Below are 22,544 nucleotides of genomic sequence, written 5' to 3' on the forward strand. Positions count from 1 at the left end.
ATCACATGGCGTTGTGGGGTGGCCGGTTCGAGTCCGGTGCAAGTAGTATGTTTAAGCAGGTGAACGACTCATTACCGTTCGACCAAGTTATGGCAAGCCAAGACATTCAAGGTTCTATTAGCTGGTCGCGCGCCCTGCAAAAAGCAGGCGTACTTACCGTTGATGAGCAAGCACAACTTGAGGCGGCATTGAGCGAGCTGAAAGCGCAGGCTGATGCTGGTGAATTGGATTTTAACGCGTCTAGTGAAGAAGACATTCACAGTTTTGTTGAAGCAGCACTCATAGAGAAGCTTGGTGATATTGGCCGTAAGCTTCACACAGGCCGCAGCCGTAACGATCAAGTAGCCACAGACTTCCGTCTGTGGGTACGCGAGCATATTACCTCACTTCGCGCAGATGTGTTGGGCGTAATCAAATCACTTCTCAATGCCGCTAGCCGTCATCAAGAAGCGATTATTCCTGGTTACACCCACCTACAGCGTGCCCAGCCTATTCATTTCGCGCACTGGTGTTTGGCCTATGTAGAAATGCTAAAGCGCGATTTAAGCCGTTTAGACGACTTAAAAGTGCGCATGAACCAATGCCCATTAGGCTCTGGTGCGCTAGCCGGTACAACATTCCCCGTTGACCGTCATGCCATTGCTGATGAATTGGGCTTCGACTCTCCATGCTTGAACAGCCTAGATGCGGTTTCTGACAGAGACTTTGTGCTGGAATTGCTCTTTGTAGCCAGTACCAGCATGATGCACTTATCTCGTCTAGCCGAGGATATGATCTTCTACAACTCTGGCGAAGCAGGTTTCCTTCAATTAGGTGATAGCGTAACGTCAGGTTCATCGCTAATGCCACAGAAGAAAAACCCAGATGCGCTTGAACTCATGCGTGGTAAATGTGGCCGTGTATTCGGTTCACTGCAAGCGCTACTAGTTACAATGAAGGGCCTACCACTTGCGTATAACAAAGATATGCAAGAAGACAAAGAAGGTGCAATCGACACCGTAAACCAATGGCACATTTGCTTGTGTATAGCCAGTGAAGTACTCGATTCACTTCAGCTAAACGAAGAACGTTGCCGCGTTGCCGCTGCTCAAGGCTTTTCAAATGCCACAGAACTTGCTGATTACTTAGTAGGCAAAGGCGTGCCATTTAGAACAGGCCATGACATCGCAGGGCGAGTGGTATTGCAAGCCATTGAAAAAGGCTGTGCAATTGAAGACTTACCACTAAGCGACCTTCAAGCTATTTGCGATAAAATCGAAGACGATGTTTACCCTGTATTACAGTTAGAGTACGGCGTAAACCAACGTAATATTTTAGGTGGCACCAGTAAAGAAACAGTCACAAAAGCACTGTATCAGGAACTGGAAAACCTAGACAAACAAGGGTAAGAAAAATGGTGTTAGCGCATCATGATGGTATTAAATTATTTCGCAGCTCGCTGCCGTATATTAATGCTCATCAAGGAAAAACCTTTGTGTTGATGTTCGGTGGCGAAGCTATCGAACATCCCAATTTCCCAAATATTATTCACGACATAGCGTTGCTTAACAGCTTAGGAGTGCGCGTTGTTGTAGTGCACGGTGCACGACCTCAAATAGATCAACGCGTTGCACTGCGCAATATAGAAGGTCGCTTTGAAGGTGGCGTGCGCATTACCGATAAGCAAACACTAGAGTGTGTTAAAGATGCAGCGGGTTCCGTGCGCTCTCAAGTAGAAGCGCTGCTGACGATGGGTTTACCCAACTCACCTATGCACGGCTCACAAATTCGTGTTTGTTCGGGTAACTTAGTGGTTGCCAAGCCTATGGGTGTGCGCAATGGTATCGACTTTGAAAATACTGGATTGGTACGCCGCATCGACACAACGGGTATTAACGATCACCTAAATGACGGCTCAATAGTCCTGCTATCACCAATGGGTTATTCATCCACGGGCGAGGTATTTAACTTATCTCATGAGGATGTTGCTACCCAAGCAGCCATTGCTCTTAAAGCCGATAAACTGATCGTGTTTTCCAATTTTGATGGTATTTTCCATCGTGAAGGCCGGCTTCTTCGCACCATAGAGCGCCCTCAATTGGAACAGCTTATGATGGCTGGTGATATTACAACGGAAGATACGGTACTTAGCGCATTAACTACAAGCGTTGCGGCAGGTGTACCTCGTGCCCACTGCATTAGCTACGAAAAAGATGGTGCGTTACTACAAGAGTTATTTACTCGCGACGGTACCGGCTCATTAGTTATGGAGCACCATTACGAGCAACTGCGCGCAGCTACCATAGATGATGTGGGTGGTATTTTAAAACTCATTAAGCCATTGGAAGAAAGCGGTGTGCTTGTTAAACGTTCTCGCGAACGCCTTGAGAATGAGATTAACCAGTTCATAGTGATTGTACGAGATGGCATGATCATCGCCTGTGCGGCTTTATACCTCTACCCAGAAGACGGTTGTGCAGAGCTTGCTTGTGTTGCCACACACCAAGACTATCGTGGCAAAAACCGCGGCGAGCGCATTCTGGACGAAGTGCGTTTACGAGCAAAAGAAGCCAATATCAACAGTATATTCGTACTGACAACCGTAACTGCTCACTGGTTTTTAGAGCAAGGTTTTGCGCCCGCTGACATCAGTGTTTTGCCAGCAGTGAAAAAAGAACTATACAACTTCCAGCGCAATTCAAAAGTGTTTACGCTGGCTGTTTAACACATAAGTCTGCTCATACTCATGACTTGTTGTGAGCAGACTTGTTTTTCACTTTCATTTTATTCATGCCAAAAACATTTCTATATAATACTACCCGAACAACAATGAAGCGGGTATATTAAGAGTTCTAGTATTTAGAAAAATCAATAATTTAGCGGTTTACTAGTGGTCACTCAAATAATAAACAAAATAAAGAGCTACCTTCTCCTCAATGAAGAACATTTAAACACAACAGATGCAAGTATTTGGCAGCTTAGCGTACTGAGAATTATATTGCTTCTTGGGGTTATTTTGACCTCGGCAATCGTATTTCACTCTTCTTATACAGCGTACGTTCAAGGTCTCTACCACGTACTTTATTTAACATTGGGCTTTTCATTTTTCCTATACGCCACGTTATTTATCGGAAGGCGTCACGTTAGGATTGCTTCAATGTCCTTGGTTGTCGCTGTTACAGCAGCATCAATATGCATTGTATTTTTTACCGTCGACTTCACCATTGCCCGTTACGGTTTTTTACTGCTGTTTATTCTTCCCATCATTGTTAGGTTACTTTACGGAGCGAAAGCATCGATAGCAGTAATGCTGCTCAATATTATTCCATTCTATTTTTTACTCAAAGATACTCCACTATCTATCTTTGCGGGTATGGATATTACGTTGCCAGAAACTCATACCTACATAGCGTCCTTGCTTTTTCTATTTTTTAATTTCTGCATACCAATGGCTGTATTACGTGTTATGTCTTCATTGGAAAACCAGTCAGCCAATAACCTTTTACAGAGTCGAAAGCTAAACAAGCTGGTTAATCGATATCAGGAAATCTTCAATAACGGCGGCACCCCCTCATTTTTCTGTGATGAGCAAGGCAGAATACTGCAAGCGAATAAGGCTGCGAGACAGCTTATAAAGCAGCATGTTTCTTCATGCGACTATATACAACAGCTTTTCGAGGTATCGCTACCATTGGGCGAAGAAGTCAATCAAAAAGCAACGATAAAGGGAAATACTGATAGTGAGTTTGTTCTTCAATCTGCAAGTTTGAAACATCACAAAAAGCAACTTATTCATTGTCATGACGTGTCGTCTAACAAAAAGAATGAAAGAGTATTCAATGCCTATCGTAAACGGCACTTTGAAAAGCTATACACTAATGAATTGACCCTACTGAAAAACCACAATTTTTGGAAGAAAGTGGATGCCAGAGAGACAATAACAAATCGTCATGTAATATTGCTTAAGCTTACAAACCTACGCGATGTAAATTTACAATACGGTCATAGTTTTGGAGATGAAGTGCTGCGAAACGTAGCAACACTGCTCCAAGAAGAGCTATCTTCTAACATAGACTTATATCACTTTCCTGGTGCTAAATTTCTTTTCTCACTTAGTAATCAGCAACTTGCACAGCACACTATCGAAAGCTGGCTTAGTCGCCGTTTACCCAAATGCATTGAACTTTCGCACAACAATGAAAGAAAAAGCATTCAACTAGACTGGCGTGCGGGGTATTTTACAACGACAAGAGACGTTAGCCCTGATACCGCGGTTGAATGTTGTACTATCGCGTTGAGCCAATGTTCCAATCAAGCGCCCTTTACTCCATTTAGTCTGAGTGCTGTTAAAACAATGAGGGAAAATACTCAACAAAAAGACAAGGTAAAATCTTTAATTGATAATGGGCACCTTTCTCTCTATCTTCAGCCTCAAGTCAACATCAACAACACGACAATAGGGTATGAAGTACTGGCAAGAATCCAAGATCCAGTATCAGATACCATTCTCCAACCTGCTGAGTTTTTGTCCATTATAGAAAAGAATAACTGGCAAGTACTTTTCTCTCAAAAAATCATTGATGGAGCGCTCAAACTGATTAAGGAGTGGCCCAGCAATCTTCCTCGCGTCCCTCTCGCCATTAACTTGTCTGGTCCTGAGTTACTAAGTGACGTATTTTACGAGAAGTTATTGAGGAAGTTTTCTGAGAGTCCGGTACTTTGCCAACAAATAAAGTTAGAACTGACAGAAACCTCTGTTTTGGCTAGCCACAATGAAACCAAACGACGATTGAAATCACTCGCAAACGTTGGCGCAACCATTATTATCGACGATTTTGGTACAGGTCACGCCTCTCTATCTCAACTTATTGATATGTCCGCCTCAGTACTGAAAGTCGACAGAGAATTTATTGAGAGTGTAGAAACGTCTGAGCGACACAGAAAAATAGTTGAAATGACAATAAATTTAGCGAAGAGCTTAAACATGCAAACAATCGCCGAAGGTGTCGAAACACTTACGCAAAGAGACCTTTTACAAACAATGGGGTTTATTGTTTTCCAGGGTTATTTATACGGTAAACCAGCCCCAATTGAGTACTGGGCAAAACAAAACCTCGACGAAATTTCGGACGTATCCTAAGCCAAATGCATTGAGGAATATCACCAAACAAAATAGTTACTCTATTGCATAATATCAAGCAAAACGCTTTACTGGTTTGACCAGACAAATATTAATAACACAGGTGTATGGGTGGCTAACAATACGACTAAAGATATCGCCGTCATCTGCAAAGATAAGATCTCCATATCAGCAACGGTCTACTCCCCTAGTGCCCCTGCTGTAGGTGCAGTAATGATTGGGCCGGCCACAGGTATCAAACGTCAGTTCTATGGCGCATTTGCTACTTATTTGTGTGAACAGGGTTTTGGTGTCATTACTTTTGATAACAGAGGGATTGGCGAATCAGTAGACGGCTCAATAAGTAAAAGTAACGCCTCATTAATCAAGTGGGGCGAGCAAGATATGACCGCTGTGTTAGACGCACTGAAAATGCACTTTCCTGAAGTTCCTTACTTTCTAGTTGGACATAGTGCCGGCGGCCAACTTTTGGGCTTAATGCATAATGTGCACGACCTTACCGCATTTTGTAATTTTGGCAGCTCTTCAGGCAGTTTGCGTAACATGCGTAAAAGCTACCTTATTAAAGCTCACTTTTTTATGAATGTATTCATTCCAATTAGCAACTTGCTTTTCGGACATACAAAATCGCACTGGGTAGGTATGGGTGAGCCCCTACCTAAGCACGTTGCACGGCAATGGCAACGATGGTGTAACGGCGAAGGCTATGTTAAAACCGCGTTTGGGAAGGAAGTTGCTAATCATCAATACCACCACATTTCCATGCCCTCAAAGTGGCTCTTAGCCACCGATGACGACATTGCAAACATTGCAAACGTACACGACATGATAAGTGTATTCCCAAAAATGAGTGCGGAAGTGGAACAGCTTTCACCGCGTGATCATGACGTAGCCACCATTGGCCACATGAAGTTTTTTTCACGCACATGTAAACACCTTTGGCCTAAGGTTTCCGATTACTTTTTACAATTTATCGACGTTTAGACTGCGCCATTAAGTTCAGCTAGTAGGTCTTGGGCTTGCTGTTTTTGAGCGAATACTTCGTCTTTGTTAAGAAGCGTGATTAAAATTCGCTTAGCTTCAACACGATTGCCAATATTGGCCAGTGTGTAAGCCAAATGGTATTGCAAGGATAGTGATGTTGCATCTCTCACCGACGCTTCACGTAATATAGGTAGAGCTTCCTGCGCTTTGTTATTCACGGTTAGCGCCCAACCATAAGTGTGTAATACATCTGCGTTGGTCGGGTTGCGTTTATATGCTTCAGTAGCAAGGGCTAAGCTATTTTCAGGCTCACTCGACAATGTCAAAATAGCCAGACGATTATATATGGCATATTGAGTGTCGGGCTGTGCACTCTTGAGCAGTACGTCGTAGTGTAACCTTGCTTGTTCGGCATTACCGTAATAGAAATGATACTGCGCCAGCAAATTTCGCGTAAAATAACGTTCTGGCTCAAGCTCTACACGTTGGGATAGCCGCTCCAAAAAAGTTTCAAAGGATTGCGTATTGACACTTACAGCGTACAATTTAGCATAAGCCAAGTCGAAGCTAGTGTCTTCATCCAGTACCGCTTCAAAGTAACTTCTTGCTTGATCCAATTCCCCTTTTAGCTGTGCTAATTCTCCCATTTTGAAAAGTACAAATGGATTTTTGGGATTACGGGACAGTAAATCGTTTAATATGCTTTGAGCGTCAGCTACCTTATTCAGCGCCATAAGTAGCTTCACCCATTGCAATTGTAGGTTAAGATTGTCTGGCTGCATTTTGTGTGCTTTTTGCATACTTTGATAGGCATTTTCTGTATCACCCAGTGCCAACCAGTTTTGTGACTCACTGACTAAAACATTCACAGGTCTATCGAAAATTAATGTTAATTTCATTAATGTAGATTTCGCCCGTTCCTTGTCACCCACTTTGATGTAAAAGGTCGCTAACTGGACAATTGCCAACGCATTATTAGGCTCATTTGCTTCAAGGCTCTTAAGAGCGCTAATTGCTCGTTGATAGTCACCAGTTTGATTAAATGCTGCAACCGCGGCAAATGTAACATTTAAACTTGGTCCATAACGCTGCAAAAGTGTGTTGTAGCGACTTACCGCTAGCTCTACATTTCCTTCCCGTACATTGATATTGGCAAGTTGAAGTAATACCTGAAAATCATTGCTCTTTTCAACTTCAAGCGCCTCAAGAATTGCTTTAGCTTCCTCTAACTTATTTCTGTTCACTAACAATGTGGCGTGATTGTAACGAGCAGCAAAAAGATTGGGCGAAGCGGTTAATACTTCCATTAACAGCGGCTCTGCTTCATCAAGTCGCTTTTCCATCAAAAGCTGTGCGACACGTATGTTTTTCACCGTGAGATCATCTGGAAACTGCTCTAATAATAGCGCAATAGCCACATTCGCTTTTTCAGAATTGCCGTTGTCCAAAAAATACAACGCATAGGCTTGTAGTACTTGCCGGTTGTGCTCAAACGATGACAACAATGAATCTAACATTGAAACCGCGTCTTCAGACTTTCCACGTGCCAAACTGATACGAACAGCAAATAAGGCAACTTCAACACGTTCACCATATTGCGCTTGCAACTTTTCAAGAAGGTTTACCGCTTTGTATATGCGTTTATTTTGTAAATAAAGACTTCCCAACAAAATAGCTTGCTGCAAATTCTCCTTTACTAATTTGTCTTCGTGATCTTGTAACCCCAACGTGGCGGCTTTTTGATCGCCTAATGCCATATTGGCGGTTGCCAATAATATTGCAGTTTGAAGGTCGGAATCAGCGTATACGGTATACGCCATAAAGTTATCTCTAGCTTGCTCGAAGTTTCGCTGCATCAACGCCACCATTCCTCGCAAATAGAAAAGAGATGGCTCACTTTTCATTACATCGTCAGGTACCGTAGACAAGCGCTGAGAAATCATTTCAAGTTGAGGACGTATATTTGACAAAGTGTCCAATTGACTGGTTAGCCAACTATTCACAAACATCACGTACAAATCGTCTTTAGTCTCTAATAGAAGATCTTCAGTTACGAGCAATGCAGCGTCTAAGTCTGCTGCTGCCACGTAAGCATCAATTAAACTGCGTGCTACTCTGGCATCATTGGGAGCCAGCAAGAATGCCTCGTTAAAGAAGTGTTGTGCGTCAACAAGATTACCCTTCGCTTTTTCTAATACGCCCTTCGCCCATAAGGTCTCGGCGCGCTTTATTTCATTTTCCATTGATGTATTTAGAAGTGAATCAGCATTTTCATAGAGGCCATTATCAATCGCTAATAATGCTAAACCGTTTAGCCCTTTGGGGTGATTGTGAGCGCGCGCTAAAATCTCGTCATATTCTCGCTTTGCACAAATAGAGCGACCCAATTGTAAACAAGCACTGGCTCGTGCAGCAAACCAGTCAATGAGGACGTCGCCATTTAGTTTGTTATCGAAGCTTATTGAAAGTAGATATTCTGCTTTTCGCAGCTTTAGTAAAACATCAGCCCAATTATGAAAGATTAAATTGGGATCTGCGCCTTTATCAAGCGCTAATTGATAGGTTCTATCTGCTCTTTCTAACAGTCCGTTATCAAAATACAGCGAACCCAAAAGAATATAGGCAGGTAGATAATCTGGTGAGTCGCGAAGCACATTCTGCACACTAAGGAAGGCTTCTTTATACGCCTTGTCCTGATAGTGAACTACAGCCGCTTCATATTCATCATTAATTGGCGTCGATTCAGATTGTGCATTTACAGTCGATACGGTTGAAAAGCAAACACAAAGGCAAATCACCCATGCCGTGCGTATGAAACTCATTCGCTATCGCTGCTCCGCGCGAGACCGTCTTCTCGCCAACAGTGAAAACATTAGAAAGGCTGTTATAAATGCAACACTCGGCTCTGATACTTCAACCACATCTCGTGGACGCTCGTAGTTGAATACAAAATTGTGAAACTCTCGTGCGCCAGTGTATGAATTAGCAGCAAATGCCCCATCAAAAGAAGCACCACCTGAGGTATCAGCGAAAGGAGCTAATACCGAACCTTTCATCGCAACACCGTTGAAGTTAATGGTTTGGGCGTCGTAAAAGTTCCACAGTATATTTGAAAAGCCACTTTGCTGTGTAAAGCCATTGTTTAAGTTAACGCCACCGCCAATAGCGATATTATTATTGGCAAAGCCTTCTGCGGACACATTAATGATAACAGTTTCAGCCGCCCCCCAATTGAGACTTAAATTACTGTTCTGAGAGAATATATCCAGCGCTGAAATATCAAAAACAGCAACACTATCTGAGCCAGCATAATTAAACACGCCATTACTGTAGGTACCATTGCTAGTTAAGCTTGCATAATAAGCGGTGTCTGCATGCAGTTCGCTAGCCATGTCTGAGATAGAAAGGCTGGGATTATTGATTAGCTGTCCGTCATTACCGTCATTTAACTCGACTACAGATGCGTTCAAAGCGCCACCATATACAAGATTATTATCTCTTAGTACACGCACCCCATTGGCGTTTACATCACCAACAATAGTTACCGCATCAATAGCAGTATCGGTATTCTCTAGTCGGCTCCCGAATTCAGCATAATGTCCTTGTGCATTTAGGTCTCCACCAATAAAGGCTTGCCCTTGAACATCCCCACCTTGAAAATTGTAGTCTTCAAGTAAAATTAGGTTGTAGGTTCCAATGGCACTATTTTGAGATGTACTTGTTGTACTGCTACCTTCGGCATAAACCAAAGCCGAAGGAAATAGACCAAGAATGACAAAAAAAACCAAATCGCATCAGTACTGATTACCTATAAAAAACGACGACAAAAGGGTCTTGCTGCTTCGCAACGACTAGACGTTACTTTGTGAATGAGTTTGCTCTGAAATACCTATGCAATATTCACACCATTACAGCAACCCCCTATTTTTCATAAAATTTTATGCATAACAATATCTTGACAACAGTAAATTGTAAAAAAGCCAGACAATCACAACACCGGATGCACAACAATACGGACAGGATACACTGTACTCGACGCAAAAAAAGGCGGTAAATACCGCCTTAGCTGGAATACCAATAAGCAAACTTACGCGTTAGCGAGTGCATCATCAATATCTTGCGCACTATGACGTTCAGCCAACTGACCGTCTTCGCCCCACGTTCGATTTACAATTCGGCCTCGTCGCACCCCTTCCCGTTGCGCTATCTGCTTAGCCCAACGCAACAAATGCGTATACTCATGAACCTGAAGGAAAGTTGCAGCATCGTATAAATTACCTAACACTAAATTGCCGTACCACGGCCAGATAGCCATGTCTGCAATACTGTATTCATCACCCGCCATAAACTCCTCGTTAGCAAGATGCTTGTCGAGTACGTCGAGTTGACGTTTGATTTCCATCGTAAAACGATTAATAGGGTATTCCATCGGATAGGGAGCATAACTGTAAAAATGACCAAAGCCTCCGCCTAAATACGGTGCCGAGCCTACCTGCCAGAAAAGCCAATTAAAACATGCCGCTTTTGCATGGCTGTCGCGAGGAATAAACATATCAAACTTTTCGGCGAGATAAACCAAGATAGAACCCGACTCAAAGAGCTTCATTGCTGGTTGTGTCGATGTATCTACCATTGCCGGAATTTTACTATTGGGGTTTACATCAACAAAGCCTGATGAAAACTGATTGCCTTCACCAATATTGATAAGCCATGCGTCATATTCGGCTTCATCAATACCCGCGGCGAGCAACTCTTCGAGCATAATAGTCACTTTCTGACCATTCGGTGTCGCTAGTGAATATAGTTGTAGAGGATGTTTACCAACGTCTCTCGCTTTCTCGTGCGTAGCGCCAGAGACTGGTCTATTGATGCTCGCCCATTTGTTGCCATCATCTTCTGCTTGAGTCCAAATTTCTGGTGGTGTGTAATTCTCAATTGTCGACATAGTTGATCCTTTGCAGTTTGAAGCTATTCAATACCCTATTGCTAAGAGATAACACTATAGAACGACTTTTAAAGTCTTATCACTTCATGCTGTCGATTAATTCACTGGATTTTACGCTTACTGACATAAAAAGACCGCGCATTCGCGCGGCCTCTCTCCGACTTTAATTAAAAGGCGGACAGTCCCTTGCCCGCAAACTTGCTACTCGATGATATTCACTTGCGTTGTATCACCGGCGATAACCTCTGCTGTATTGAGCGTTTGAAGGAAGAATCCATCAAGCTCGTCCTCACCTGTTTCTGGCTCGTCCAAAAAGGCTACACATGAAAAGCTCAATGTATAATCTCCTTGTGGAACAAATCCTGCGGTAAATTCAAAGGTTTCATCCATATCATTGTAAGTCACAGGAACAACAGTAAATGGGCGAACTTCAGTGTCGTCAACGCCTTCATCAGCATCATCACCCAGTGCCTCAATAGCCACCTGCTCACCTCCATAGATGTACACTGCGTTACCCGATAGCATATCGGTTTTCGTCGCACACATTTCATCCATAACCAGTGCACTGTCAACCGTGCCTTCTAGTGTTCCTACATCATCATTTAGTACAAGACGCACGCCTCGTGGTTTAAGCATAATAAGAGGTTGCCCAACGGGGTCCACTAAGCTTTTGCGCAAGTCAAACTCTATGGTGTAAGCGGCATCAAAGTTTGGCTGCGCAGTGAAGCCATCCAATTTTAACTCGCCGCTTGGGACGCGAATTGGGTATGTGCCCTCATCCATCACTATGTAAGAATCATCGGTTACGCTTAGGCGAATCTGGTTGTAATCACCTACTGGAATCGAAGTATCTTCTACTATGACTTCAAACTGCGCACCTGGTAGAGCCAGCAAATCGATACTGCGGGGATCACCATTCTCATCCTCAACAGAGAAAGTAAGTGGCTCACCGTTTCCGGTTAGCTCCACTTCATCAAAGTACACAACCACTTCGCTTGCGTTATCAACTGGCGCATCTGATACCGCCAGCGAAAAGGTCGTTGTTGAAGGTTGCTCTGGGGGCGGTGTGGTATCTGAACTATCAGAGCTACTTGAACTGCCACAGGCGGTTAATGTTGTCAGTGCGGTAAGTACCAATGTCGTGGTGAATGACTGTCTCAAATATTTGCGACGTACTTTCGTATTAATCCAGTAAAGTCTCTTCATAAGTACACCTACTCTTTTCACTATTTTGGTGTAATGACTATTACAATGATTATGCCAAACACAATTAACCCATACACATCAATAAGTTAATAAATAAAAGCATTCGCTTCACTCACAGCAATATGTGAATATGTTGCACATAGGTAACACTTACTTACATTAGAGCGTGTTGACCTTATTGGTACACTTCTCGTTCATACCAAGCGATTTTCAGACAATGAATAAGGCCCGTAAAAGACCTTGGATGTGGTTATTCCCATTAACCAAAAAGTGAAGCAACATCAGGGTTACATGGATGAGCGACAAGCACAAAAAAAGCAGGCTAAGCCTGCTTTTTAACACTTTACGTTCAGTTACTACTAAATACTGATACGCTTATAAGGGCGGTATTCGGCTTTCCAAAAATTACGCTCAATACTCTCGCGCAATGCCTCATCTGACATTTCAAGTGCCAAACCTTGCTCCATAGCAACTTTGCCTACTTCAAACGCAATTTCACGGCTAAGCTCGGCAATGGCGGCTAGAGGCGGAAGCAGAGAGCCTACGCCTGTAGTAACTAACGGTGATGCGGCTGCCAATGCATTACTTGCCGCCATGAGCATTTCATCGCTGATAAGTTTTGCTTTAGAGGCCACCACACCCAACCCAATACCAGGGAAAATATAAGAGTTGTTGCACTGTGCAATGGGGAAGACTTTACCTTGATATTCAACGGGCTTAAAAGGGCTACCCGTTGCGATAATGACTTCACCATCAGTCCATTCAATAACCTGCTCTGGACGTGCTTCTACCTGACGAGAAGGGTTACTTAATGGAAAAATAATTGGAAGGTCGCAATTTTGTTTCATTGCGCGGATCACTTGCTCCGTGAATAAACCAGGTTGTCCAGACACGCCAATTAAGACATCAGGCTTTGCACAGTGCATGACATCGAGTAGCGACGCATAGTCACCGCTAAACGTCCAGTCGGCAAGGTTCTGCTGGCTTTGTTGAAGCTTTTGCTGGAAGTCTCTTAACCCTTCCATACCCTCAGTTACAAGACCAAAGCGGTCAATCATAAATACCTGTTTACGGGCTTGCTGGTCGCTAATGCCCTCGAATACCATTTGCTGAACAAGCATTTCAGCAATACCGCACCCAGCAGAACCTGCGCCAACAAAAACCACTTTCATGTCACTGAGTTTTTGCTGCTTCGTTTTACAAGCCGCAAGAATAGTACCTAGCGTAACCGCTGCAGTACCTTGTATATCATCGTTAAAACAACATACTTCATTGCGATAACGCTTCAATAGAGGCATCGCGTTGGGCTGGGCGAAATCTTCAAACTGAATAAGTACGTCAGGCCAACGACGTTTCACTGCCTTGATAAACATATCGACAAATTCGTCGTATTCTTCTTGACCAATGCGCGGGTGTCTTGCGCCCATGTACATAGGGTCATTTAGTAGCTTTTCGTTATTCGTACCCACGTCTAGCATGACAGGTAACGTATAAGCGGGGCTGATACCACCACACGCGGTATATAATGACAGCTTTCCAATTGGAATCCCCATACCACCAATACCTTGGTCACCAAGGCCTAGTATGCGCTCACCGTCTGTAACAACAATAACTTTTACTTTGCGTTTGGTCGCATTGCGCACGATGTCATCAATTTGATGACGCTCTTCGTAAGAAACAAACAAACCACGAGAGCTGCGATAAATATCAGAGAACTGCTCACATGCATCACCCACAGTAGGGGTATAAATGATAGGCATCATTTCATCGATGTGCTTTTGAATTAAGCGGTAAAATAATGTCTCGTTATTGTCTTGAATTGCGCGCAGGTAGATATGCTTGTTAAGCGTTTCATCAAAACTGCTGTATTGCATGTAAGCGCGTTCAACTTGCTCTTCAATTGTCTCAAATCGCGGTGGGACTAACCCAGTAAGGTTGAATGCGGCGCGTTCTCTGGCAGTGAATGCACTTCCCTTGTTCAACAAAGGGGTTTCCAGCAAAGAAGGGCCGGCATGAGGAATATAAAGATAGCGCTGTGAATCTTCTGACATTGTTTTTCCGATAATGGTTCAGGCAAATGCATCGCCAAAGCCAAAAGCGACACCGTTAACTCGGGTCACCTTTCATAAACTTAAAATATCTCTTCAGGCTCTGGCGTAGTAGTCGTATCCTGGGTGGCTGGATCTACTACTTCATCGTCTCTTACATAAGTAGTAGGCTCTGTGCCTTGCAGGAAATATTCGAATAGTGTCGTATGGTCTGTCCGTCGGGTCAACTTTCCACTGGTACGATCAATGCGAACGCGAACAATATTCTCTGGAACAGGAATAGGCGTATGCGGTTTATCCTCAAGGGCACGTTGCATGAATCGGATCCATGCCGGTCCAGCCGCCTTGGCGCCGTCTTCTGTTCCAATAAGCGCATTACCAATCCAATTGAACTTCTCAGGATTTTTATTGATAAGGTTCTGGTTACGCGTCGCGCGGCCAAGTTGGCGGTTCATATTGTCAAAACCAACCCATGCCGTTGCCACTAAGTCTTTATGGAAGCCGCTAAACCAAGTATCACGTGAGTCGTTAGTTGTACCGGTCTTACCAGCAATATCGGTTCTTCCCAGAATATTGCGCGCTCGCCAACCTGTTCCCAACCAGTAGGTCTTTTTACTCCAGTTACCGTTAGCACGCACAGCCGTACGCATCATTTCACCCACTAAAAAGGCATTTTGAGAAGTAATAACCTGAGGAGCTGTGATGCGCTCTTCGGTACTGACTGTTTCATCAACTGAGTCCAGTTGTGCATCTCGATTAAGCTCGGCAGCCAACAATGCTTCTATGTCGACATCCTCGTCTTCTGGCGGTGTACCTTGTTCACTGGCATTGCCACAACGATTGCATGCCCACACAGGGTTCGCTTTCCACAGCTCATCACCACTTTCATTTAGAATTTTGCTGATAAAATGCGGGTTAACGAGGTAGCCTCCATTGGCAATCACTGACATTCCTCTTACAACTTCAAGAGGTGTATGTGAACTTGAACCCAAGGACACAGTTTCATCCAGTGGAATGTCATCACGGTCAAAACCAAACCGCGTCAGGTACTCAACTGTTTCTCTTAATCCCACGCCGCGCAGCAATCGTACTGACACCACGTTTTTCGATTTACCTAACGCCTTGCGCATACGGATAGGGCCATCGTATTCCGCTGGTGAGTTTTGTGGTCGCCAGGCCACACCTGTTGTCGCATCCCACTGGTTAATTGGGGCGTCGTTGATGATTGATGCTAGCGTGTAACCACTATCAATAGCAGCGGAATAAACAAAAGGTTTGATATTTGAACCAACTTGACGTTTCGCCTGCGTAGCGCGGTTAAATTGGCTTTGATAAAAACTATAACCTCCCACAACGGCCTCAACGGCACCGTTTTGAGGATTGAGTGCAACAAACGCCCCACTTACCTCTGGAATCTGTGAAATGCGCCATTGCCCATCTTGCTCACGAATATATATTACTGCCCCCTCTTGGGTTACATCTGTTGCTACGTCAGGGTCCTCGCCTTGACGAAAATCAGTGATGTATTTACGTGCCCAATCCAGACCGTCCCACGTTATTGTGTACTCTTCACCATCAACAGCAAGTACGTCAATTGTACGCTGTGCAACAGCCATAACTACAGCCGGTTTTAGCGGTTTAATGTAAGGTACTTCTTCTAGCACCTCTAACAAGGCGTCGCGGTTCCAATCCGTTTTTTCAACGCGTTCGCTAACATCGAAACTCAGGGAAAGGGTTGGTATTACTTCATCTTTACTCTGTGGCTCAGGAATATTCCAAAGGAAGCCGAGTGGCCCTTTGTAACCATGACGTTCGTCGTAGTCATGTAAATTTCTCACCACCGCTTCTTGTGCTGCCAACTGTAATTGGGAAGACGCGGTAGCATAAACTTGATACCCACCAGTTTCCGCTTCTTCTTTGCCATAAATTTCTACCATTTCGTTGTAAATGGTATCGGCGAGATAAGGGGCATCTACTTCAATTTCAGCACCGTGCTTTTTTGCCGTTACTGGTGCACCAGCCGCCTCATCGAACTGTGCTTTGGTAATGTATTGTTCATCTAACATTCGAAGCAATACTACACGACGACGCTCTACTGAACGTTCAGGCCCACTAATAGGGTTCAGCAATGAAGGTGCTTTTGGCAAACCTGCAATAGTAGCAATTTGTGCTAGGTTTAACTCATCAAGTGGTTTTCCGTAATAGACTTGTGATGCAGCGCCAAAGCCGAAAGCGCGATGTCCCAATTCAATTTTATTTAAATAAAGTTCAAGGATTTCTTCTTTGGTGAGCTCTTGCTCCATATGCAAAGCAATGAAGATCTCTTTGACTTTTCTAATGTAAGTTTTCTCACGAGAAAGGAAAAAGCCACGAGCCAACTGCATTGTAAGTGTACTTGCGCCCTGACGTTTTTCACCAGTAAGTACTAAACTTACGGCAGCGCGCATTATACCAATGGGGTCGATACCGTGATGTTCGTAGAAACGACTGTCTTCGGTTGCGATGATAGCGTCAATTAGTTCTTGAGGAACATCCTCAAGTTTTACAGGGATCCGCCGTTTAACTCCGTATTGTGAAATGAGTTTTCCGTCTTTAGTGTATATCTGCATTGGCGTTTGCAAGCGAACGTCCTTAAGTACAGTAACACTGGGTAGGTCGGGTTTGATATAAAAGTAGATACCTACCATTGCGGCAACGCCGACAATGCACGATAGGAAACTAATTAAAATAAGTGGTTTAACGTACTTCACTGTAACAGATACCAACACATTTTGTTGAAATGACGTATATTTTATACGTATGTGTTATCTCTGGAACCATACGTATATAACTAATAGAGTAGTATTGTACTTTAGAGCAACTACCTTTGAAACTGGACACTTGCAAATGAAATCGCTGTTTAACAAAAAGCTGCCGCCCATTGTGGGCCTAGATATAGGCACGCGTCAAATAAAAGCGGTATGGCTTGAGCAAAATAAAGATGGCTACGTCCTTCAAGGGTACGCGTGTGAGCCAATTACCAAAATGGCTTTTTCAGAACGTGACATTAAAGACTACGAATCTATCAGTGTAGCCTTAAAAAAGATACGCAAAGTCCTCAACACAAAGCTCAAAGCAGCAAACGTGGCGGTTGCGGGCACGTCTGTGATTAGCAAAATTGTCTATATGGATCCAGACCAGAGCGATTTTGAGTTAGAAAATCAAATTGAAATCGAAGCTGACAGCCTTATCCCCTTTCCACTAGATGAAGTGTACTTAGACTTTGAGGAACTTGGTCCAAGCCCGACACATTCGGGGAAAGTGAATGTGTTGCTGTCAGCGGCTCACAAAGACTTAGTTGATAGCCGCCTTTTATTGGCCAGAGAAGCAAACTTTGAACCTAAGATAGTCGACATAGAAAACTACGCTATTGGCAATGCCGTAGAGTTTTTTCACCCTATTGAAACTCCAGACATCCCGCTGTGTTGCGTGAATGTTGGTGCTTCGCTATTGCAAATCTGCGTTATCAAAAATGGTAGTGTTATTTATACCAAAGAGCATAGCTTTGGTTTAAATAGCCTCGTAAACGACATCAGTGCTATTCATATGATAGACCGCGAAACCGCTGAACGTCAGTTACTTGATGGTACTCTTGCAGGAAACTGGGTGGAAGATACTTTGCCTATCTTCGCCGCTAATTTGCAGCAAAATATTAATCGCGCCCTTCAAGTCTATATGAGTACGTTACATGCTGAGCGTCCAACAAAAATATTGCTTAGTGGCGGTGTCGCAACAATTCCGCCTCTTGTGGATATGCTTAAACAAGACTTAGGAATAGAGCTAAATTGTTTTAACCCGTTCGAAGGTATGTCTATAAACCCTAAATTAGATAGTGAAAAGCTGGAAAAAGTAGCACCTCAACTGGCAATAGCTGCGGGCTTAGCAAGTAGGAGTTTTACACCTTGGCACATGTAAACTTACTCCCTTGGCGCGAAAAACTGCGTCAACAACAAAAGCAGCAGTACTTGGTTGTTCTCGTCGCAGTTGCCGCAACTGTGGGAGCAATATTCTGGTTTATTGGTCAAGCGATTGACCAACAGATTAATAATCAAAACATGCGAAATCAGTATTTGCAGCGAGAGATAGCTGTACTTGATGCTCAAATAGCAGAAATAAAAAAAGTGAAAGATAGCAAAGGTGCCATCGAGCAAAGAATGGCGCTGATTGAACAACTTCAAGCAAGTCGCAACGTGGCCCCTATTGTTTTCGACGAGCTTGCTAAATTGGTTCCAGCGGGTGTTATCTTTGAGTCAATGACACGCTCAGGAAACAAGATTGAGATAGAAGGCACAAGCGATTCAAACAATCGCCTTTCAGATTTTATGCGGGCGCTAGACACATCAAAAATATTTTTCGCTGCTGAACTATCAACGATTAAGTCAGACAGCAGTACTGCGAGGGCAATTAGCCAATTCACCCTAACATTTTCTATCGCTCCGAATATCGCTCCGCTAGAAAATACAGACAAGGGGGCGAAATAAAACATGAAATTTGATGTCAACAAATTAAAAGAAATTAATGACTTAGACTTTGAGCAAATTGCCATTTGGCCAAGAGAAGTTCGCATTGTTGTCGCCGCGTTTGTTGCTATTGTCGTCGCTGCACTGTGTTACTACATGCTCATAAAACCTAAGCTTCCCATCATGGATGCCGCCGAACTTAAAGAACAAGAGCTAAAACTGCAGTTTGAAGCTAAGTATCGCATCGCCGCCAATTTAGAAGCTTATCAAGCACAGTTGGCGCAAATTAAACAAGATTTCTCGTCAATGCTAAAAAGCTTGCCTACAAGTAATGAAACACCAGGGCTTTTAGACGACATCACCTATGTGGGTACATCATCGGGCTTGACCTTCGAACTACTTAACTGGCAACAAGAAGTCCCTAAAGAATTTTACACTGAACTGCCCATCGAAATGGAAGTCAGCGGTGGTTATCACAACTTCGGCGAATTCGTTTCCAACATCGCAGATCTACCGCGAATAGTGACACTGCACGATTTTGATTTGAAAAGACAAAGTGAAGGATTGTCACTTAAATTACAAGCGAAAACATATCGCTCTGAAAGCGCCACTGAAATTGAAGGAGAAAAGGAATAATGCGTTACCTTTTGTCTTTTATGGTCTTATTCGTTATAGCTGGCTGCTCGGTGGAACTTGATGACTTGCAAACCTACACACAAAGTGTAAAAGAGAGAACAGTTCCACAAATTGAACCGTATCCTGAGTTTAAAACGCATCCGCCGTTTATATACTCGGCAAGCGCGTTGAGAAGCCCATTTGAGCAACCTAAGACAGCGAATACTCCGATGAGTAAACCGCGTATTGAAAATTGCTATCAGCCCGACTTTCAACGTCCAAAAGAAACACTTGAACAGTACGGTTTAGACGCGCTTGTACTTTCTGGCAACTTTGAAGTTAAAGGAGACAAATGGGCGTTAATAACCAGTAATGATGGTGCACTACACAAGGCCAAGGTGGGTAGTCATCTTGGCTTGTTTTACGGGAAAATTACGCAAATCGATGGCGATTCAATTACTATAGAACAGTCATTACCAGATGGTGCCGGCTGCTGGCAACGGAAAACAACAACAATGACGACAGCGTCGAAGGTGGGAGAATAAACATGGCTGAGCGTTACCAATTCAACAAATCTCTGAATCGCAGAGTGCCTGCGGCGTACTGGATTTTTGTGGCTGCCACCCTCGTATTACTCGGTTCAATAGCACCATACTCAGTAAACGCGCAAGAACCACTACTTGTTGATCCTCAATCACATGCACACCAAAATGCAGAAACTACAACCGTTACAGCAATCGACTTTACCCGTGGCTCAGACGAGACTGCAATTACCTTAGTTACTTTTGAAGGTTCAGCGCCAAAACTGCAACTTATTGAGTCACAAGGTAAAGTTACTGTAACTTTAAATAATACAGTACTAGGTAAAGACCAACTCGTCGAACTCAATGTCGCTGAATTTGGCACATTAGTATCTACAATTGAAACCTTTGAAGAAAAGCAAAGTGCGCGAGTCGAAGTTAATTATGCCGGCACGGTCGTAGTAAAAAATAGTGTCCAAGACAACGTGTTGCGCATCGAAGTTAAACCTATGGACAACGAGCAACAAGATGCACTTGCAAACGAATCCAAATATGTTGGCGATCCCATATCTCTAGATTTCCAAGACGTTCCTGTTCGCCAAGTGCTGCAAATTGTTGCTCAGGTTAATGGCTTTAATTTAGTGACGACTGATACTGTAACAGGCAATGTCACCATTAGTTTATCAGGTGTACCTTGGGATCAAGCATTAGACATGATTTTGCGTGTAAAAGGGTTGGACAAGCGTCTTGAAGGCAATATTCTGCTCATCGCACCAGCTGAAGAACTATCAGCACGGGAAACTCAGGCTCTGCAGTCGAAAAAGCAGGTATCAGATTTGGCACCGCTTCACACGGTCAATATTGCCGTGAACTACGCGAAAGCAGCAGCACTAGCGACTATATTAAAGTCGACTGAAGGTGGTATATTGTCTGACCGTGGTGGTGTTACCGTTGACGAACGCACTAATACGCTTCTTATTCGCGACACCCTTGCCTCTATTGACGAAGCCAGAAAAACCATTAATGCCCTTGATGTTCCTGTTAAACAAGTTCTTATTGAAAGCCGCATGGTTACCGTATTAGATAATGTTGATGAGCAACTTGGTGTACGCTGGGGTTTCAGTGATAGAAATGATGACAATGGCATATCAGGCTCTATTGAAGGCGCAGATACCATAGCAGGTGGTGTAATTCCTTCTATTGGCGATCGCTTAAACGTAAACCTTCCTGTTGCAAGCACTGCAGCAGGTAGCATAGGTTTCCAAGTAGCAAGCCTAGTCGATGGCACTATTTTAGATCTAGAGCTATCTGCACTGGAATCAGAGAATAAAGGTGAAATTATTGCCAGTCCGCGTATTACCGTTGCCAATCAGCATGAAGCATACATTGAACAAGGTACAGAAATACCCTATGTTCAAGCTACATCAAGTGGTGCGACGTCAGTTGAATTTAAAAAGGCAGTATTGTCGCTTAAAGTTACACCACATATTACCCCAGACAATCGCATTATCTTGGATTTGGTGGTAACGCAAGATACACGGGGTGAGACAGTTTCGACATCTACCGGTGATGCCGTCGCCATTGATACACAAGAAATAAAGACGCAAGTATTAGTAGAAAATGGTGAAACTATTGTTTTAGGCGGAATATTCCAGCAAACAAGCTCTGATGGTGTAACGAAAATACCATTATTTGGTGATCTTCCTGTTGTGGGCGCTTTATTTAGAAATACATCTCAGCTTCAGCAAAAACGTGAATTGCTAATTTTCGTAACACCCAAAATTATCACCGAACGGCCTTAGTATTGTTTTAGTTCTTAAAAAACGCGCACCAATGTAGCGCGTTTTTTTGTTTTTATTCCTTTTTTACGTGTAAATTTACATCTATGCGCTATTTGTTGGTAACAAAACTTGCAACGCCTTGCAGGAAACTGAGATAATCGCGCTCTCGAAATTTAAGCGAGGTTTAAGGAGTGGTGCTTATTGGTCACTAAATAGGCACGAGTCAATGGGTAGGCTGGTAAGGCAACAGTGCGCTGCCCCTAACATGATTAAGTTGTGATATAAGCAAATATGGCTGAAAAACGTAATATCTTTTTAGTTGGCCCAATGGGTGCTGGCAAAAGTACCATTGGTAGACATCTGGCAGACGAACTTCACCTAGATTTTTTTGATTCTGATCAGGAAATTGAGCGCCGTACTGGTGCTGATATAGCTTGGATCTTTGATCTAGAAGGTGAAGACGGTTTCCGCAAACGTGAAGAAAACGTCATTAACGATTTGACAGATAAGCAAGGTATTGTGCTTGCCACAGGTGGTGGTTCTATTGTAACCAAAGCGGTGCGCAATCGTTTATCTGCCCGCGGCATCGTAGTTTACTTACAAACTACCATCGACAAGCAAGTTGCCCGTACACAACGCGACAAACGACGTCCATTGTTACAAAATGACGATCCAGAACAAGTACTTCGCGACCTTGCCGAAATGCGCAACCCACTTTATGAAGAAGTTGCCGATTACGTAGTAGACACTGACGACCAGTCAGCGCGTGCGGTTGCAAACCAAATTATTAGTAAAATTGGTCTTTAAATAACAAATAGTATTAGAA

General features: G+C 43.5%; 16 protein-coding genes. 10 read left to right on the forward strand and 6 right to left on the reverse strand.

Annotated features, from left to right (window positions below):
* Positions 1-5 precede the first annotated feature (5 nt).
* The 4 genes from argH (at position 6) to EYR97_RS09755 (ending at position 6,103) form a co-directional block, all read left to right on the forward strand.
* Positions 6-1,388, forward strand: coding sequence for an argininosuccinate lyase (argH, locus tag EYR97_RS09740; protein ID WP_131093634.1), 1,383 nt, complete (start codon positions 6-8; stop codon positions 1,386-1,388).
* Positions 1,389-1,393: 5 nt separating this feature from the next.
* Entirely contained in the window at positions 1,394-2,704 is a 1,311-nt protein-coding gene (argA, locus tag EYR97_RS09745; protein WP_131093635.1) for an amino-acid N-acetyltransferase, read from the forward strand.
* Between the two features lie 432 nt (positions 2,705-3,136).
* Positions 3,137-5,119, forward strand: coding sequence for an EAL domain-containing protein (locus EYR97_RS09750; RefSeq protein WP_242634968.1), 1,983 nt, complete (start codon positions 3,137-3,139; stop codon positions 5,117-5,119).
* Between the two features lie 111 nt (positions 5,120-5,230).
* A complete protein-coding gene (locus EYR97_RS09755) occupies positions 5,231-6,103 on the forward strand; it encodes an alpha/beta fold hydrolase (RefSeq protein ID WP_242634969.1) in 873 nt (290 codons plus the stop codon).
* On the opposite strand, the gene EYR97_RS09760 is transcribed toward EYR97_RS09755, so the two are convergent.
* The 6 genes from EYR97_RS09760 to EYR97_RS09785 all read right to left on the reverse strand — a co-directional run bounded on the left by EYR97_RS09760 (position 6,100) and on the right by EYR97_RS09785 (position 17,052).
* A complete protein-coding gene (locus tag EYR97_RS09760) occupies positions 6,100-8,925 on the reverse strand; it encodes a tetratricopeptide repeat protein (protein ID WP_131093637.1) in 2,826 nt (941 codons plus the stop codon). The two genes, EYR97_RS09755 and EYR97_RS09760, sit on opposite strands and share 4 nt — an antisense overlap.
* Before the next feature lie 3 nt (positions 8,926-8,928).
* On the reverse strand, positions 8,929-9,891 hold the full coding sequence (locus EYR97_RS09765; protein WP_131093638.1) for a choice-of-anchor A family protein: 963 nt from the start codon (positions 9,889-9,891) through the stop codon (positions 8,929-8,931).
* Between the two features lie 299 nt (positions 9,892-10,190).
* Positions 10,191-11,048, reverse strand: a complete 858-nt coding sequence (yghU, locus tag EYR97_RS09770; protein ID WP_131093639.1) for a glutathione-dependent disulfide-bond oxidoreductase — start codon at positions 11,046-11,048, stop codon at positions 10,191-10,193.
* Between the two features lie 201 nt (positions 11,049-11,249).
* Positions 11,250-12,254 carry a DUF4382 domain-containing protein gene (locus EYR97_RS09775; protein ID WP_131093640.1) on the reverse strand — a complete coding sequence of 335 codons (1,005 nt, stop codon included), beginning with the start codon at positions 12,252-12,254 and terminating at the stop codon, positions 11,250-11,252.
* A gap of 359 nt (positions 12,255-12,613) precedes the next feature.
* A complete protein-coding gene (locus EYR97_RS09780; RefSeq protein WP_131093641.1) occupies positions 12,614-14,305 on the reverse strand; it encodes an NAD-dependent malic enzyme in 1,692 nt (563 codons plus the stop codon).
* An 80-nt stretch (positions 14,306-14,385) separates the two neighbouring features.
* Positions 14,386-17,052: a penicillin-binding protein 1A gene (locus EYR97_RS09785; RefSeq protein WP_131093642.1), complete on the reverse strand. Its 2,667-nt coding sequence runs from the start codon at positions 17,050-17,052 to the stop codon at positions 14,386-14,388.
* Positions 17,053-17,188: 136 nt separating this feature from the next.
* Between EYR97_RS09785 and pilM the strand changes: the two genes are divergently transcribed.
* The 6 genes from pilM (at position 17,189) to aroK (ending at position 22,525) form a co-directional block, all read left to right on the forward strand.
* Entirely contained in the window at positions 17,189-18,256 is a 1,068-nt protein-coding gene (gene pilM, locus EYR97_RS09790; RefSeq protein WP_131093643.1) for a type IV pilus assembly protein PilM, read from the forward strand.
* Positions 18,244-18,822 carry a PilN domain-containing protein gene (locus EYR97_RS09795; protein ID WP_131093644.1) on the forward strand — a complete coding sequence of 193 codons (579 nt, stop codon included), beginning with the start codon at positions 18,244-18,246 and terminating at the stop codon, positions 18,820-18,822. The genes pilM and EYR97_RS09795 overlap by 13 nt, the downstream gene beginning before the upstream one ends.
* Before the next feature lie 3 nt (positions 18,823-18,825).
* Positions 18,826-19,437: a type 4a pilus biogenesis protein PilO gene (locus EYR97_RS09800; protein ID WP_131093645.1), complete on the forward strand. Its 612-nt coding sequence runs from the start codon at positions 18,826-18,828 to the stop codon at positions 19,435-19,437.
* Positions 19,437-19,961 (forward strand): pilus assembly protein PilP, encoded by a 525-nt coding sequence (locus tag EYR97_RS09805; protein ID WP_242634970.1) that lies wholly within the window; start codon positions 19,437-19,439, stop codon positions 19,959-19,961. Before EYR97_RS09800 ends, EYR97_RS09805 begins: the two co-directional genes overlap by 1 nt.
* Positions 19,962-19,963: 2 nt before the next feature.
* Positions 19,964-21,739 (forward strand): type IV pilus secretin PilQ, encoded by a 1,776-nt coding sequence (locus EYR97_RS09810; RefSeq protein WP_131093647.1) that lies wholly within the window; start codon positions 19,964-19,966, stop codon positions 21,737-21,739.
* A 270-nt stretch (positions 21,740-22,009) separates the two neighbouring features.
* On the forward strand, positions 22,010-22,525 hold the full coding sequence (aroK, locus tag EYR97_RS09815) for a shikimate kinase AroK (RefSeq protein ID WP_131093648.1): 516 nt from the start codon (positions 22,010-22,012) through the stop codon (positions 22,523-22,525).
* Positions 22,526-22,544 lie beyond the last annotated feature (19 nt).

This window comes from Alteromonas sp. KUL42 (assembly GCF_006538325.1).
In the GTDB taxonomy this organism is placed as follows: Bacteria; Pseudomonadota; Gammaproteobacteria; order Enterobacterales; family Alteromonadaceae; genus Alteromonas.

Coding starts and splice junctions, on each gene's coding strand:
- argH (WP_131093634.1), top strand. CDS start 6: ATGGCGTTGTGGGGTGGCCGGTTCGAGTCCGGTGCAAGTAGTATGTTT.
- argA (WP_131093635.1), top strand. CDS start 1,394: ATGGTGTTAGCGCATCATGATGGTATTAAATTATTTCGCAGCTCGCTG.
- EYR97_RS09750 (WP_242634968.1), top strand. CDS start 3,137: ATGTCCTTGGTTGTCGCTGTTACAGCAGCATCAATATGCATTGTATTT.
- EYR97_RS09760 (WP_131093637.1), bottom strand. CDS start 8,925: ATGAGTTTCATACGCACGGCATGGGTGATTTGCCTTTGTGTTTGCTTT.
- yghU (WP_131093639.1), bottom strand. CDS start 11,048: ATGTCGACAATTGAGAATTACACACCACCAGAAATTTGGACTCAAGCA.
- EYR97_RS09775 (WP_131093640.1), bottom strand. CDS start 12,254: ATGAAGAGACTTTACTGGATTAATACGAAAGTACGTCGCAAATATTTG.
- EYR97_RS09780 (WP_131093641.1), bottom strand. CDS start 14,305: ATGTCAGAAGATTCACAGCGCTATCTTTATATTCCTCATGCCGGCCCT.
- pilM (WP_131093643.1), top strand. CDS start 17,189: ATGAAATCGCTGTTTAACAAAAAGCTGCCGCCCATTGTGGGCCTAGAT.
- EYR97_RS09800 (WP_131093645.1), top strand. CDS start 18,826: ATGAAATTTGATGTCAACAAATTAAAAGAAATTAATGACTTAGACTTT.
- EYR97_RS09805 (WP_242634970.1), top strand. CDS start 19,437: ATGCGTTACCTTTTGTCTTTTATGGTCTTATTCGTTATAGCTGGCTGC.
- EYR97_RS09810 (WP_131093647.1), top strand. CDS start 19,964: ATGGCTGAGCGTTACCAATTCAACAAATCTCTGAATCGCAGAGTGCCT.
- aroK (WP_131093648.1), top strand. CDS start 22,010: ATGGCTGAAAAACGTAATATCTTTTTAGTTGGCCCAATGGGTGCTGGC.